The organism is Nitrosomonas sp. Is35, assembly GCF_033063295.1.
GTDB lineage: Bacteria > Pseudomonadota > Gammaproteobacteria > Burkholderiales > Nitrosomonadaceae > Nitrosomonas.
Genome location: NZ_JAWJZH010000001.1, coordinates 1,748,609 through 1,763,759, shown reverse-complemented (window position 1 = coordinate 1,763,759; position 15,151 = coordinate 1,748,609). Strand labels below are relative to the sequence as shown.

19 protein-coding genes are annotated in these 15,151 nt (G+C 44.3%); 16 read left to right on the top strand and 3 right to left on the bottom strand.

Going from position 1 to position 15,151, the window contains the following annotated elements; all coding sequences use genetic code 11:
• Nucleotides 1-91 precede the first annotated feature (91 nt).
• Nucleotides 92-1,201, bottom strand: a complete 1,110-nt coding sequence (locus R2083_RS08230; RefSeq protein ID WP_317538141.1) for a hypothetical protein — start codon at nt 1,199-1,201, stop codon at nt 92-94.
• A gap of 30 nt (nt 1,202-1,231) precedes the next feature.
• Entirely contained in the window at nt 1,232-1,663 is a 432-nt protein-coding gene (locus R2083_RS08225) for a hypothetical protein (protein WP_317538140.1), read from the bottom strand.
• Between the two features lie 282 nt (nt 1,664-1,945).
• Here R2083_RS08225 and R2083_RS08220 point away from each other — a divergent pair, with 282 nt between their 5' ends.
• From R2083_RS08220 to R2083_RS08180, 9 genes are all read left to right on the top strand, one after another.
• Nucleotides 1,946-2,590, top strand: coding sequence for a hypothetical protein (locus R2083_RS08220; protein WP_317538139.1), 645 nt, complete (start codon nt 1,946-1,948; stop codon nt 2,588-2,590).
• Between the two features lie 26 nt (nt 2,591-2,616).
• Nucleotides 2,617-2,880 (top strand): hypothetical protein, encoded by a 264-nt coding sequence (locus R2083_RS08215; RefSeq protein WP_317538138.1) that lies wholly within the window; start codon nt 2,617-2,619, stop codon nt 2,878-2,880.
• An 89-nt stretch (nt 2,881-2,969) separates the two neighbouring features.
• Nucleotides 2,970-4,061, top strand: a complete 1,092-nt coding sequence (locus tag R2083_RS08210) for a DUF1376 domain-containing protein (protein WP_317538137.1) — start codon at nt 2,970-2,972, stop codon at nt 4,059-4,061.
• Nucleotides 4,048-4,683, top strand: a complete 636-nt coding sequence (locus tag R2083_RS08205; RefSeq protein ID WP_317538136.1) for a hypothetical protein — start codon at nt 4,048-4,050, stop codon at nt 4,681-4,683. Before R2083_RS08210 ends, R2083_RS08205 begins: the two co-directional genes overlap by 14 nt.
• The gene (locus R2083_RS08200) at nt 4,683-4,976 is read left to right on the top strand and encodes a hypothetical protein (protein WP_317538135.1); all 294 of its coding nucleotides are present in this window, start codon (nt 4,683-4,685) and stop codon (nt 4,974-4,976) included. Before R2083_RS08205 ends, R2083_RS08200 begins: the two co-directional genes overlap by 1 nt.
• Before the next feature lie 297 nt (nt 4,977-5,273).
• Nucleotides 5,274-5,531, top strand: coding sequence for a hypothetical protein (locus R2083_RS08195; protein ID WP_317538134.1), 258 nt, complete (start codon nt 5,274-5,276; stop codon nt 5,529-5,531).
• Nucleotides 5,532-6,190: 659 nt separating this feature from the next.
• Nucleotides 6,191-6,628 carry a RusA family crossover junction endodeoxyribonuclease gene (locus R2083_RS08190; protein WP_317538133.1) on the top strand — a complete coding sequence of 146 codons (438 nt, stop codon included), beginning with the start codon at nt 6,191-6,193 and terminating at the stop codon, nt 6,626-6,628.
• A 377-nt stretch (nt 6,629-7,005) separates the two neighbouring features.
• Nucleotides 7,006-7,548 (top strand): ParB N-terminal domain-containing protein, encoded by a 543-nt coding sequence (locus tag R2083_RS08185; protein WP_317538132.1) that lies wholly within the window; start codon nt 7,006-7,008, stop codon nt 7,546-7,548.
• Complete coding sequence (locus R2083_RS08180; RefSeq protein WP_317538131.1) at nt 7,535-8,113, top strand: hypothetical protein; 579 nt, start codon at nt 7,535-7,537, stop codon at nt 8,111-8,113. Before R2083_RS08185 ends, R2083_RS08180 begins: the two co-directional genes overlap by 14 nt.
• Here R2083_RS08180 and R2083_RS08175 read toward each other — a convergent pair.
• Nucleotides 8,082-8,888, bottom strand: coding sequence for an SPL family radical SAM protein (locus tag R2083_RS08175; RefSeq protein WP_317538130.1), 807 nt, complete (start codon nt 8,886-8,888; stop codon nt 8,082-8,084). The two genes, R2083_RS08180 and R2083_RS08175, sit on opposite strands and share 32 nt — an antisense overlap.
• 330 nt (nt 8,889-9,218) lie before the next feature.
• On the opposite strand from R2083_RS08175, the gene R2083_RS08170 reads away from it, so the two are divergent.
• Genes R2083_RS08170 through R2083_RS08140 form a run of 7 tightly spaced genes read left to right on the top strand, consistent with a single transcriptional unit; the run spans nt 9,219 to nt 15,149 of the window.
• Nucleotides 9,219-9,599 carry a hypothetical protein gene (locus R2083_RS08170; RefSeq protein ID WP_317538129.1) on the top strand — a complete coding sequence of 127 codons (381 nt, stop codon included), beginning with the start codon at nt 9,219-9,221 and terminating at the stop codon, nt 9,597-9,599.
• Nucleotides 9,574-10,866, top strand: a complete 1,293-nt coding sequence (locus R2083_RS08165) for a terminase large subunit domain-containing protein (RefSeq protein WP_317538128.1) — start codon at nt 9,574-9,576, stop codon at nt 10,864-10,866. Before R2083_RS08170 ends, R2083_RS08165 begins: the two co-directional genes overlap by 26 nt.
• A gap of 4 nt (nt 10,867-10,870) precedes the next feature.
• Nucleotides 10,871-12,262, top strand: coding sequence for a DUF4055 domain-containing protein (locus R2083_RS08160; RefSeq protein ID WP_317538127.1), 1,392 nt, complete (start codon nt 10,871-10,873; stop codon nt 12,260-12,262).
• A gap of 23 nt (nt 12,263-12,285) precedes the next feature.
• Nucleotides 12,286-12,585, top strand: coding sequence for a hypothetical protein (locus R2083_RS08155; protein ID WP_317538126.1), 300 nt, complete (start codon nt 12,286-12,288; stop codon nt 12,583-12,585).
• Between the two features lie 2 nt (nt 12,586-12,587).
• Entirely contained in the window at nt 12,588-13,109 is a 522-nt protein-coding gene (locus R2083_RS08150; protein WP_317538125.1) for an HNH endonuclease, read from the top strand.
• Nucleotides 13,109-14,308, top strand: a complete 1,200-nt coding sequence (locus R2083_RS08145) for a phage minor head protein (protein ID WP_317538124.1) — start codon at nt 13,109-13,111, stop codon at nt 14,306-14,308. The genes R2083_RS08150 and R2083_RS08145 overlap by 1 nt, the downstream gene beginning before the upstream one ends.
• A gap of 10 nt (nt 14,309-14,318) precedes the next feature.
• Nucleotides 14,319-15,149 carry a hypothetical protein gene (locus R2083_RS08140; protein ID WP_317538123.1) on the top strand — a complete coding sequence of 277 codons (831 nt, stop codon included), beginning with the start codon at nt 14,319-14,321 and terminating at the stop codon, nt 15,147-15,149.
• Nucleotides 15,150-15,151: the final 2 nt, after the last annotated feature.

Sequence of the window (15,151 nt, the reverse complement as noted above, 5' to 3'; positions counted from 1 at the left end):
CTTTCGTAGTAGAGCCATAACCAATACTTGCAGCCTTATTTATATTTGTACTTTGCTGTTATTCTTTCAGCTTTGGCAGAGAATTTATTACTCATGATTGTTGCAATCGAAAAACGCCATTCTCATCATAATTGACATATTTTCTTACTATCGCAATTACTTCACTTAACCTATATTTGTTATTGCTTGTGATGTACTCATGAAGATCATTGGATAATTGCTCTAACTTTTCTGAGCAATCTGATTTTTCCAAATCACTTTCTAATTTTGAGCGAACAAATTCTATCGTCTTGCTTTCTAGTAATCTATTATTGAAAAAATCATAGGAATACTGAGTTATAGGATTGCCGTTTGGTGTGTACCCATAAACTTCTTGATTTTTTGAAATCTCGCGTAAAAAATCATCAGAGGCCTGTATGTCAGCCATCTCAATACAATCTCTTACGTTGAATAGATCTCGCTCGACTACTTCACATGCTTCCCATGCTGAAAATAATACCGCTAGTTTGTATTTTTTTTCTTTTCGTAAAAAAATCTGTATTTGATGTGCTATTTCAGCTTGATCAAATATGCTCGTGTTATCTTTGAGCAAATCATTAAGCAAATCCCAACCTTCTTCGCTTCTTCCGGCTAATTGCAGATACATGGGGAGTCGCAAAAAATCTTTCGTCATCAATTCATTTGCACCATAAGCAGAATAAGCTTCTTTCAATTTCTCACACGCTGCATCAAATTGCTTTTCTTTCTTAAGTTGCGTTGCTTGTTTTAATAGGGCTCTTGCGGTTAAAACTTGACCAGAAGCAATGCTATTAATACCAGACAAATTGAATTCTTCATGCAATTCATTAATTCTTGATTGTAATTTTTCTAGGTGTGACAGAGATATTGACGGATATCTGCCAAGGTAATCATGTATTTCCCTTAATTTATCGTTTGCCACTCCCAGACGCGACAATTTAGTTTCAGCATTAGTTGACTTCCTTGCTATGTCAATAGATTCATTAATAATATCTATCAACCTTTTAAGGTGAAGACCTATTCTTTGAATATCGGACTCAGAATATATTGGCTTTGGTTCAATAATTTGCGCGCCAGCTCTTAACCCATGAAACAATTTCTTTCCAGTAATAATGGCGTAAATCAAGTACACACAAAAAAAGACTAACAATAAGTCAAGTAGAATCCCCATTTTTAACCGCATTTGCATTTGCAATCTTCGTCGTGGCACCAATTACTCAACGTCACCACCGTTTTCCCCTTTTCCTGATTTCTTGCTTCTTGCAATCTCAGCAACTCTATCTGCCTGTTCAGATAATTCCTTCCTGGCTAAAAATTCCTCATCGCTCATTGGAATAATTTTTTCTTTAAAATATTTAATTTTCTCTAAATTTACTTCATCAAAATTAATTCCAAACTGATTGGAATTGGTTTCTTTCATTTCCCCCTCATTGGTGGCAAGCCATCTTGGGTTGCAAGAAAAAATTTCACTTAGCTCAAATATTTTATTGGCCGGAATTCCTCTTTTTTTCCAGTTCGTAAGGACTGCGTCGAACACATCCAAATGTCTAGCAATATCCGCAAACCTTTTTATATCCGGATATTTTGCTCTAGCTGCTATCAATAGCCTGCCCATATCAGTGGATTCGTCCCAAACCTTTTTCATTCAATGATTCTATTTCTTCTAAATATAAAAAATGGAAACAAATTGTTTGCAAAAACTAAACAACTCGTTTAGTATTTATTGCATGGATAAAAACACACAAACAAAAATACTCTCAGACTCAAAGTTGATTGAATCTTTGGGCGGTGTATCAACTGTTGCAAACAGGCTTGGATACACGGTTCAGCGCGTTTATAACTGGACTGTGAGAGGCATACCGCCATACGTAAAACTTGAATATCCAGAGATATTCCAGCAAGAACAAACGAACTCAGATAAGGCAGCATGATTTCCCATGCTGCCAGCTTAGAAAAAATATTGAGGGAAGTCATGCAACACAGCGCGCATAAAAAAACTTGGATATCGATTGTTTCAGAGCATGTCGAGGAATGGAGATCATCCAACGACTGGAGCCGGGAAACTGCGGCTGAAGCGATCATCAACAAATACTATGAGATTTATCCAAAAGGGTTGCCCGGACTGGATCAGTTCTCCAATCATCCGGACATATTCACGCGCAACAGAGTCAATTCAACGCGCATATTCCGCTGGCTGGATGATAGAACCAAAGACAAGAATTTCCTCGATACCAATTTTCTGCACGTAATTATTCAATCTTTACCAAGCGACTTAAGAGTCCGCTGCATAAACGAAATGCTGAGATCAATGAATTTGGTTGCAAGTGCTGCCGATCAATCCGAAAAGCCTATCGATAACAAGCCGGTTAATCACCTAAAGGCATTGATCAAAGAAGGCGCTGAGGCGTGCCAAGCGATAACCGAATTGCTTGATGGCGCAACGCCGGATGAATGGGTTAAAGCGCAACAAGAACTGATTCAACTTGAAGAGGTTGTCAGAAAAGCCAGAGCGCTGGTTGATCCGCAGGTATCAGCATTGAATGTGCAGCCAATTCAAGCAAAGAAACAATGATCAAGTTTTTCATAAGAACCTCCTTAATGAAAAGAAACCACTTAGCCCGTGCGCCCGAATTATTTGGCGTCAGAACCGGATTTAATCCGGCCGGTGTGTTGAAACGGGTAATACGCTTCAAATCGTGTGAAAAACCCAATAGCCAACCGGTTTACCTAACTGTTCCGGTTGGTTTGTTGGCCAGATTACTCCTAGCCGTCAATATTTCTCGTTTTGACGTGGCCTTTACCTCCGGCGCCGAAATAGGTCGAGCCGGAGGTTTTTTTGAGAAATTTTTCAAATTTTTTTGAAAAGTTTTTTATTTTTTTAATATTTTTTTAGAAATTTTTTAATTTTTTTAAAAAGTTTTTAAGATGAATTTTTGAGCCTGAATTTTTTTATGAGCGAAATAATTTTTCCTCTTGTTCCAAGCGAATGTGACTTGCGTGATTTTCAATTCATGCCTGTCGATATTGTGCGCCTCTTTAATTCTGAATTTCATGCGCGCGCAACTGACGCCGAGTGGCGAGCAGGGGTAACTTTATGGCTCAAATCCTATCATCAGATTCCAGCCGCATCGATTCCCGACGATGACATTGCGCTGGCTAGACTTGCAGAGTACGGCCGGGACGTTAAAAGCTGGATTAAGATTAAAAACATGGCGTTATATGGCTGGATTAAGTGTGTAGACGGGCGTTTTTATCATCCCGTTGTTGCTGAAAAAGTGCTTGAGGCATGGATAGAGAAGCTTGCTAACAGTCTTTCAGGTGCCGCCGGTAACTCAAAAAGATGGAGTGTTGAAATTGATACTGACGGCGTTAAAAGCAAGCTCATTGAGGCAATTGTATTGCTACAAAACATCGCTCCGCAATCGCGCACACTCAAAAAGAAGTTAGTCGTAACCATCATGGCGGGATCGCCTAAGGATCGCCCCCCGATAAAAAATGTATCGCCCCCCGATCAGGGCGCGATCGTCAAAGGATCGCAAGGGACAGGGACAGGGACAGGGACAGGGACAGGGACAGGGACAGGGACAGGGATTATAGATAATGTATCTAACGATACATCATCTATTAATTCTGTTTCGGGGGTAGTCGGGAAACCCGACATAACCCCGGTCAAAAAATCCGAGGAACCGATTACTGCGGAAACCTGGAACGCATATAGCGAAGCCTATTTCCTTCGTTACGGATCAGAACCGGTAAGAAACGCAACCGTAAACGGTCAGTTAGCGCAATTCGTAAAACGCATTGGGAAGGAAGAATCTCCCCATGTCGCAAGGTTTTACGTGCATCACAACAATCATTTTTACGTGCAGCAAATGCACCCAGCAAAGCTTTTGCTATCCGATGCTGAAAAACTCAGAACTGAGTGGGCTACGAACAGGCAAATGACCGGAACGCAAGCTAGGCAGGCAGACAAGAAACAATCAAATGCAAATGTTTTCAACCAGTTGATTGACGAAAATAGGACTAAGAATGCAGCCAATTAGTGAAAATTTACTCAAGGCAATAGCCGTAACTGCGGAACTCACGCAAACAGAATTATCGCTCGATGCAGCCCGTGTCATGGCCAATGATTTGGCTGGATACGACGAGCAACAAATCATGAAAGCGCTGGAAAAATGTCGCAAAGGACTGAGATCAAAACTCACGGTAGAAGCAGTTCTGTCCCGCATCGATGACGGCAGGCCAGGCCCTGAAGAGGCTTGGACAATGATTCCAAAGCACGAATCATCGTCTGTGGTTTGGACTCAGGAAATGGCCGAGGCATTTGGCATTTGCTACAAGTTGATCGAAGAGGGCGACACGGTTCAGGCGCGCATGGCGTTCCTCGAAGCGTACAAAGATCGTGTTTCGCGCGCTCGTGAAGATGGAATCAAGGTTCAGTGGTCACCTTCGCTTGGCCACGATCATCGGAGCCGCGAGCATGTTCTGATGGAGGCGGTTGAAAAGGGGCGGTTGACTGCAAAGCATGTTTCCGGATTGTTGCCATACCGCGATGGATCAGCAGCGAGCAACAAACTTCTTGAGCTGGTAAAGGCTGAGGAAGGTGTATTTATGAAAATATCGGCGCCTGATCTGCGTCTGATTGATAAAACTGAGGTGGCTTGATGGGTAAATTGGACGATGCTCTTGCTGGATGGATGTCAGATTTATCTACAAAAAGAGAAAAACTGGCATTTATCGACGGATTTGCGGCTGCAACAAAGAAAAATCCACCAGAAACTGCACCAAAAGACCGAAGAATTCTAGCTCAAGCAGAATCCGGTGAATTTTACTGTGTGCACTGGGTTAAACATCCAGTAACCGGCGATGAGGCGTGGTTGTTATGCGACATTGACGACGAAAATCAGGCGCTTTTGAAGTCAATAACGTGCCGGTATGAGCTTCCGCCAGCAAATTAACACGCATGCAGGTTCCTTACCTGACACAAGCGGGTACTGCAAATTTTGGAACCTGCATGCTTGTTAAAACCATCGAATTCGGGGGAATTAGAAAATGTGGTTGATAACAATATGAAAAATAAAATTAAAGATGTATTAAATCGAATATGTCCGAAAGACTCATCTCATAGATTTACAAATAAACACGGTCATGTTTTGTGTGCTAGGTGCGGTTTGAAATTTTAATAACACTGATCCGCTGCGAATTCGCGGCGGTTAACACTGGCCAGTATCAGTGAGGCTGTAGCCGGGTTCGTCATGAAGTTGATGGCGGATTCGGCAAACTCAGCGGAGTCTCGTGCAAGCCGAGCAATTTTAAATAATCAAGGAATTGAAATGACAACTACAGTAACGATTCAAGCGCATTGTGAGAGTAAAAAAGAAGTGCATATAGAAATATCTGGCGATCCGTGCCATGAGGGCGGCACTCATACAAAAGTTTTGCAGGACGGTGAGACACATTCTTTGGTTGTTTATGACGGAAAATCCGTGACCGTGAAAGAAGTTATTAAGTAGCAATATTCGGAGCCTGTAACCGGACAACAGGCACCAATCTCCCTGACGATTAGCCGAAATGCTATGAAACGCAAATGCGTAGGAGACCGGTCTTAGAGAACTTTGCCGCACAAAACCGGTGGCTGCGGATGGTACAGCAACACAGTGAACACCTAAACGCTGGGAAGATACAACTAAATAATCGCCCTGTACGGAATGCGTGACAGCCGGAGAGACGGAATCAAGAGGGGTGGGAATTGACGATCATTAACTATGAAAGAAGTAACTCTAATAAGTCGATCAGTTCTCACCACCTGTTGGTTAGAAAGACTTGGCCGCGGCGGTGAAACTCCGCTTAGCGAACACTCATGGATAGACGGGGAACTGGATCAACAGTGCCTGAAACTTTGATGCCGCAGCGCGCAGCGGTGCTAAAAGAGCGTGGTTAAATCGGGCAGGAAGCCAAACTAATCTGACCAACAGCTTATTGGAAATAAACACATGAAATATAGAGCGCCAACGGTGAAAGAGGGCGCGGATTTTATCGAGCTATGCTTTACCAGGGAATACAAGATAAGGTGCATAGCCAAATGGCGAGAACTGTTCGGCGACGCGCTTGCGGATCAGATTATCAATGAATTGAAATTTAGGCGCAGGAATAAAAAGGCTGAGGAAAGAAAATGACAGTTGAAATTCAATTCGTGGTGCCGGGTGCGCCGGTCGGTAAAGGTAGGGCGAAAGCTGCTCGGCGCGGAAAGTTCATCACCATGTACACGCCGGAAAAGACAGCCAATTATGAAGGGCTGGTGGCGCATTCAGCCATGATCGCTATGGCAGGGCGAGATTTGATCCAGGGCGCTGTGTCGGTGGAGCTTGATATCAGACTTCCGATTCCTGAATCCTGGTCGCTCAAGAAGAAAGCGCAGGCAATTCAGGGTTTGCTCATGCCCACGAAGAAGCCAGACATAGACAACATTTTCAAAGCATGCGCAGATGGAATGAACAACGTGGTTTACAAAGATGATGTTCAAATCGTCGAGACGAGGCAAAAGAAGCGCTATGCCGATGTGCCAGGCGTTGTTGTGATTGTGCGTGAATTGAGTTTGGAGGCGGCGTGATGGCGGATGAAGCAGACATGGCGAATGATCATATAGAGAAAATGGAAGAGCGTAATATTGCGGCTATACGCGCGGCTGCGGCTGAAATTCCAGAGGGTTTACCTGGAATATGCGACTCTTGCGAAGAGGAGAGCGGAAGATTGGTGTTCGGATTCTGCGCGCCATGTAGAGACAGGTTTAAATTGGGGTGAATAATGGCTAAAAGATGCATAGTAAAAAAATGGGAAGAGGTTAGACAGTCATTTGTTGGTAAGAAAATATGAAGTTCTGAAAAAAATTTGCTCAATGTATAAGCTTTTACTGATGAATGAATGTTGTGGTATAAGTTTTTAATTAGAAATGAATTATAATTAAGATCATAAAGAATCAGGATAAAAATGATAAAAGTATTAGCATTAAAACCGGAGAAGAACAATCCTAGAAAGATATCTGCTGAATCTTTAAATGGTCTTTGTGAAAGCATTAGAGAAGACCCTGAGTTCATGACACTAAGGCCAATTGTGGTTGATGAGGATAATACAGTTATCGGCGGAAACCAAAGGCTGAAAGCGATAATTCAGCTTGGATTTAAAGAGATTCCAGACGAATGGGTAAGAAAAGCAAACCTTTCTGAAGATAAGAAAAAAAGATTTTTGGTTGTGGACAACGCACCAAAAGGCATGTCTGGCGAATGGGATCAAGAAATGCTTCTTGAAACATTTGACGTAAACGAGCTTATTGAGCTCGGCATGGAAAGTGAAATTGATTTTAATAATGACATCGAAAAAGAAGAGCTTGACGAAAAAAATGAGGTGCTGAGGCCACTTAAGTGCACAAGAATCCTTTTATCAATACCGGTTGGGGTAACAATAAAAAACATCGATGATGTCCTATCCGAAATAGAAAAAAATGGTGGGTTGGTTGACTATGCCAGCAACTAAAAAGACAGATAATCACCACCTTGCAGACAAGGTGATGATGAGAATAAAAAATTCACCATGGCCTAATAACAGACCATTAAAAGTGCTGGATTGTTTCGGCGGGAAAGGCGCGGTATGGTCGTCGGTAAAAAAAATATCAGGAAAAAGCGTAGAGAGAACGCCGATCGATAAGCGCATAGATTTGATGCAATTTCATATTCACGGAGATAACAGCAGAATTCTGACTGAGCTTGATTTATCAGATTACGACGTGATTGATTTGGATGCCTACGGAATACCTGCTGATCAAATAGATATAGTGATCAATTCTAATTTTAATGGCGTGGTTTTTGTTACTGCAATTCAAACAATACACGGTGCGTTGCCACACAAAATAATTGACGATCTTAAATTTCCGGAATCTATAAAAGAATCAGCCCCGTCTCTTGTGGCGAGAAGGGGCTGGGATTATCTGAAAGAGTGGCTGTTTTTTATGGGGGTGAAAAAAATAATTCACAGATCAAAAAACAGAAAGCATTATTTTTGCTTTACCGTTAATGATGCTGCTGCACGCGAAGCGGATTAGGGTAGCCGGAAGGGAGATACTTTTGCAGATCCTTCTTAATATAGTGTTTGGCATCAAGGCGATTTACTGTGTCAAGTATTCTGAGAGTGTAATCTTCCCAGTCAGTGGTTTTGGTCATCGGAAGATAATTGACTCTGCCAATCTTATACAAACTGATAAAGGAATGAGTTTCTTCAATGATCTTAATGCTAGCTTCAGTATCTAAAGTTGGCTCGAGGCTAACCCAAGTAAAAATTCCTTTGTCATGGAATTTTTTAAGCGCTTCCAATCTGTCGCCTGGAAGTGCCGCGCCGGATTCCCATTTTTTGCTAAAACTGTCGTCAAGGCTTGTCAAAGTTGTAGCAAACGCATCTTTGTTTGATCTGAACAAATCGATGTCTCGCAACGCTCTTGTTCCACCCTTTGTAAGCGTGCAAAAACCAAGACCATGATCACGCAAAATACCTATTGCTTGCCTTGTCTCTATGTGATGTTGCGGTGGATATGGGTCTGTCGTGAAGCTAAACATAACCTGCTCTGTAACTCCGAGTTCTTTGTATTTTTCAGCATCTTTGCGAAGATTTTTAATGTAATTGGGGCGAACAACTGCGCCGGAATTAAATTCTTCTCTGTCCATGCGAAGTACTTTTGGAACGTAGCAGTAAGCGCACATGTGGCCGCATCCTCGATAAGGATTGGTTGCAAGAGGGGCGTACTCTCCGGCCTGTCCTTTCGGGGCGTAGATGTATGAGCAGCCTTTTATGCTTGTGCCGTCTGGGTTGAATTGAGGTTTCATAATGATTACTCCTTAATTGATGGTTAATAAAGTTATGCAACCAACTGAATTATAACATCTTTTTTGATTTGATCAAAATAAATAAACAATTACAACGACTTAATAAACCGATGTATGAGCAATTATTAGATGGCTGGCAATATGTAAGTATCAAAAATAAAATTAAACGCCGTTAAAACGTGTTGTAAATTATTGTTTTTATTGATTAAAAAATAAATTCTGTAAATATCATAAAATTAATATATCAATACTTTTAAGTTATTGATATTTAATTGAAAATATTTAAATAAAGCACAATTACACAAATAAAAATAAACACTCAGGTAAACAATGACCAAAGCGTTCAACCCAAAGCCGCCAAAGGTTCTTTCAGATGAACAGTTATCGCAGCTTGAAGCTTTGGCTTCTGTTTTAACAATACCGCAAATAGCTGATTATTTTATGATTGCCGCAAGGACATTTAGCAGGATTCTGGATAGGCAACCTGAAGCGATGGCAAGATATAAAAAAGGCAAAACAGCAGCGATAGTAAGCATTGCTAGCTCTTTAAAAACAAAAGCGCGTGAAGGGGATATAACTGCACAAATATTTTTCTTGAAAACACAAGCAGGTTGGTCAGAAAGAAATGCTGAATCTGACAACACAACAACGCCACCACCAGCAAAAGTAATTATCAGGACATACGATGGTCGCAAGCCTGGCTCTAATTGAAGCCGACCCAAGGGCGAATATCCCTCAGTCTAATTTTCTTGCTCTTCAGAACAAGTTTCGGGCGTTTGTGGCTGGGTATGGTAGCGGCAAGACATTCGTCGGAGGAATGGCGATGTGCAACCATTACTTTCAACATCCTGGGATAGAAGCCGGGTACTTTGCGCCCACGTACCCGATGATCAGAGATATCTTCTATCCAACGATTGAGGAGGTTGCTTATGCCTTCGGAATGCACGTAAAAATCAACCAAGGAAATAAAGAGGTTCATTTTTACTCGGGCCGCTGGTATTACGGAACCACGATCTGCCGCTCCATGGATGATCCGGCTTCAATAATCGGTTTTAAGATCGGGCATGCCCTGGTGGATGAATTTGACGTGCTGCCGCTTCACAAAGCTTTGCTGGCGTGGAAGAAAATCATCGCGCGCATGCGCTACAAGATTGCTGGACTCAGGAACGGGATCGACGTAACCACAACCCCTGAAGGATTCCTGGCAACTCACAAGCTGTTTGTCGAAGATATCGTGGCCAAACCTGAGCTTGCGCATAACTACGGGCTAATCCAGGCCAGCACTTACGACAATGAAATAAATTTGCCGGATGATTATATTCCTTCGCTCATTGAAGCCTATTCAACTGAGCTTGTCCTGGCTTATGTTAATGGTCAATTCGTAAACCTCAAGTCAGGCACCGTTTACCGATCCTATAACCGCGTAACGCATAACTCCAAAGAAACCATCAATCCGAACGGAGACATTCTTTTTATCGGCATGGATTTCAACGTGCAGAAAATGGCGGCGCGTGTATTTGTGAAGCGAACAAACGGATTTCATTGCGTGGCTGAGTTAAACGACATTCTTGATACGCCGGAAATGATCAAGGTTATCAAGGAGCGATGGGCTGCGCGGAATAGGATTATTGTGTATCCGGACGCCTCCGGCGCGGGACGTAACTCAGCCGGTGCATCAATCACCGATATCGGTCTTCTCATCGGATCTGGTTTTGAAGTTCGAGCAAAAGCGTCAAATCCTTTTGTTAAGGATCGCGTCAACGCGGTAAACGTGGCTTTCACCAAAGCCAAGTTATTCGTCAACGCAAGAGAATGCCCAAGGACCGCAAGCGATCTTGAAAAGCAAGCCTACGATGCAAACGGAGAGCCTGATAAAACCGCCGGATTTGATCATGGAAATGACGCGCTAGGGTATTTTGTCGCGTATGAAATGCCGGTGCTTCAAGTTGCATCATCAACCAGAACTCACGGAACCTAAAACTATGAGCGTAAAAAACACACACCCTGATTATGATGAATCTATGCGCGACATGCAGACGGTGCGGGATTTCTACAAAGGCGAACGCCATGTTAAGGGAAAAACTGTAACTTACTTATCGCCTACCGTTGCGCAGACTTTGGATGGACTTAACCAGGGAGAGCCTGGCGCTGTTGCGTATAAAAAGTACATCGAGGGCGCGCGCGTGCCGTGGTTGGTAAAGGAAAAAGTTGAAAATGCAATCGGTACGATGCACAAAGAAAATGCAACGATTAATGTCCCGGTGAAAATGGAGCCTCTGCTTAACAGGATTACCAGGCATGGCGAATCGGTTCATGCGCTCATCCGAAGAATGAACGAAGAGCAACTAATCGCCGGGCGGCTCGGTTTGCTACTCGATAGCGATGAAAAGACGGATTTGCCCTACATATCGCTTTACTACGGCGAATCGATAACCAACTGGGACGAAGGAATACTCCAAACCGGGACAGTGGCCAGTCTGCGCATGGTGGTTTTGAGCGAGCCGACTACAGAACTCGACTCTGACTATAAATGGACCACCAAGGATACATATAGGGTTCTGTCTCTGGCAGCGGATAAAAACGGAAAGAATGTTTTTGTGACCGGCAAGTTCGAGGACGAAATAAATCAATCCGAAATGAAGCCGGTGCTGCTGTTCGGCCGGCCGCTGGAAGAGATTCCGTTTGTTTTTGTGAATTCCAAAGACAACTTGCCTACGCCTGATATGCCGCCGCTACTGGGATTGGCAAACAAAGTGCTGGGCATTTATCGTTCGGAGGCAAATTACCGGTATCACTTGTACATGCAATCGCAAGACACGCTTGTCAGGATCGGGTACATGCCGATGGGCGTGGGAGACGAAACTACGAACAATAGCGTGAGAACTGGGGCTGGCGCCTGCATTGATGTCGGTCTTGGCGGTGATGCACATTTTACTGGCGTAAATTCCAAAGGTTTGACCGAGGAGCGGTTAGCGCTCGAAAACGATTACAAGCGAGCCGAGGATGAAGCAATGAAGCTTCTTGATAAGCGATCTGTTGAGAGCAATGATGCGCTTGTTACCCGCAAGGGATCACAGGCCGCAAGTCTCACGCAAATCGCCAAGTCATCGGCTGCCGCAGTCGAGAAAATGCTGAAACTTATTGCCAACTGGATGCAGCTCGATCCGGATGAGGTTGTTGTGACTCCATTCACTGACTTCGGTGATGTGACCATAACAGCCAAGGATGTGATTGACATGAAAACGGCCCAAACCATGGGCGCCCCCATTTCTGATGAAACAATCCATGAGCGGATGCGCGAGGGCGGCATGACTGACAAAACGTATGAGCAAGAGCTTGAGGCGTTGGCCGGGCAGGATGGTGGACTTCAATAACCACACACCTGGAGAAAAATGATATGACGCTTTATCGACAAAAACAACAGCCGCCTGTTGAGGCTATTAAATTCCAATACACACAATCCGGAATTGAAGATTTGCGTGCATTCGCCGGGCAAGCTTTGGGTGAAATCTCTAAAGCGCGACATATTGACAGTGTTGCCGAAGCAAGAATAGAAGCAATCGAACTGGAAACTTTAAAACAAAGGCATAGCGTACTAGAGGGGCAGTGGCTAATTAAGGTGATGGAAAGCGGCCATGTTGTTTTCATGGTTTGCAGTGAAGAGCTTTTTCATTCCGCATATGAGGCGATTGATTAAGCATGCCCACAGCAAACGAAGAAATTAATATGATTACTCAAGAAGAGCTGAAGCGAGTGCTTCACTACGACCACAAAACAGGTATTTTCACAAATCTGATTAAGAGATCAAATAACGCAAAGGCCGGAGCTTTTGCTGGTCACAGAGCCGCGAGATATATTTATATTAATCTTAACGGCAAGTTGTACTTGGCTCACCGTTTAGCGTGGCTTTATATATATGGCATTTGGCCAGATCATCATATAGATCATATCGACGGAAATTGCCTGAACAATGCTATTTCCAACTTGCGAGATGTTACGCAATCAGTAAATTGCAGGAATCAGAAATTACGAGCAACTAACACGAGCGGTCATCCTGGGGTTCACTGGTATAAAGCAACTGGAAAATGGACTGCAAACATCAGTATTAACGGCAAGAGTGTGCATATAGGAACTTTTGCAACCTTCGAAGAAGCGGTTCAATCACGCCGAAAGGCCAGTCAAGAAAACGGATTCATCCATAGGCAGGTGGGAAATAGCTAATGGAAACATCTAATAAACAGATGTACGACGCTGCGCTACGTCACCAAACGTACGTGCTGCGCTATTCTGCCGGGGTGCGCAACAAGATCAATGATCTGCTCGACCAAACTGAGGATGAAATATCAGGGAAGCTCATAGCGAGACTAGGAAAATCTCAAGGCTTGACCAAGCCTGGTGATTGGGAAAGACTGAATCAGCTGCAGCAAGTCATTTTTGAGATACGCGGTGAGGCGTGGAAGTCTGCCGGATCGTTGCTGTACGATGAGTCGCTATCCATGGTGGCGCAGGAATCGAAGTTCTATGCCTACCTGATTACCAGCGTATCGCCCGTGATATTGGATACGGTTACGCCTCACCCGGAAACATTGAAAGCAATTGTCACGGAAAGACCATTTGAAGGCAGGATTCTTTCCGATTGGGTGAGCAAGTTAACAGAAGACGATATTTCCAGAATCAACAAAATTATCAATTCCGGGATTGTCCAAGGCAGAACAGCGCAGGAGGTTACCCGCGATCTGTTCGGCACCGCCAATGCAAAAGGAACGGACGGAATCACTCAAATGACGCGCGGATCGGTGAACATGATGGTTCGCACCGCTATGCAGCACATAACAAGCAGCGCGCGCCGCGAGGTGTCTCTGGCAAATGCCGACATCGTTGAGATGGAAGAGTGGGTTTCCACGCTCGACGGCAGAACAACGCCATTTTGCAAGGCAACCGATGGAAAAACATTCAAGCCCGGTGAAGGTCCGCAGCCGCCTGCGCATCCTGGGTGCCGGTCCGCCCGCGTGATGTACTTATCACAGGATATCGGGGTTCGGCCATCGAAACCGGTTACTGAGCGCCTGCTTGTCAAAGAATACGCGGCAAAGAATGATCTTGGATCGATAAAAAGCCGCGATGATCTGCCGCGCGGAACCAAGGGTGACTATGACGACTGGGCGCGCGGACGCATTCGTGAACTGGTTGGCCAGGTGCCGGCCAAAACCACATACAACGATTGGCTTAAAACCCAAACTCAAGAATTCCAGATCGATACGCTTGGAAAAACGCGCGCCGACCTATTCAGGAAGGGCGGGCTCACGTTGGATAAATTTATCGATGCAGACGGGACAACTCTGACACTCAAAGAGGTTGCGCAGCGGGACGCAGCAGCATTTGAACGTGCCGGGTTAGATGTGAGCAAATTTTTAAACTAGGAGAATAGCGATGCCAATGCAACTTAAACTCAAACTTACCACGCTCGACGGATTGGATTCGGTTTTTCATGAGCTGTATACCGAACAGTCTGACAAAACATACCTGTTGACCGGTGTCGAAGGCATGAAAACGCAGGGCGATATCGACAAGGTAACGCAAGCGCTCGTTAAAGAACGGGCCGATCACAAAGCATTGAAGGAAAAGTTTGCTCTATTGGGCGATCAAGACCCGGTTGATCTGCTTGCCCAACTTGATCGCATCAAAGAACTTGAGGCGGCCGCCGCCGGAAAGATTGATGAAGCCAAGATCAATGAAATTGTCGAAGGCAGACTCAGAACCAAGCTTGGACCGGTCGAGCGCGAAAACAAGCAACTCAAGGACCAGCTTGCAGCTGAACAAGGCGTTACCGCTGAACTTAAGGCCAAGGATCAGAAGCGCACAATTCACGACAAAGCGCGCGCGGCCGCATTAAAAATAGGCGTTATACCCGAAGCGTTGGACGATATCCTGCTTTATGCGGATAACGTTATGGAAATTACCGAGGATGGCCGGGTAATCACAAAGGATCAGGTTGGCGTAACGCCCGGCGTCGATCCGGAAGTATGGTTAAGCGAAATGCAACAGAAAAAACGCTACTGGTGGCCGGCCAGTCAATCCGGCGATTCTAAAGGTAACGGTGGTGGAGGCGGTATCTCCGGTGACAACCCTTGGACCGCTACCGGTTGGAACATAACCAAGCAGACCGAAATATTGAACGCCGATCAGAAGCGCGCAGAACAAATGGCGCGGTCTGCTGGTACTTATGTGGGAGGCCCAAGACCACAGCAAAAGGCAGCGTAAAA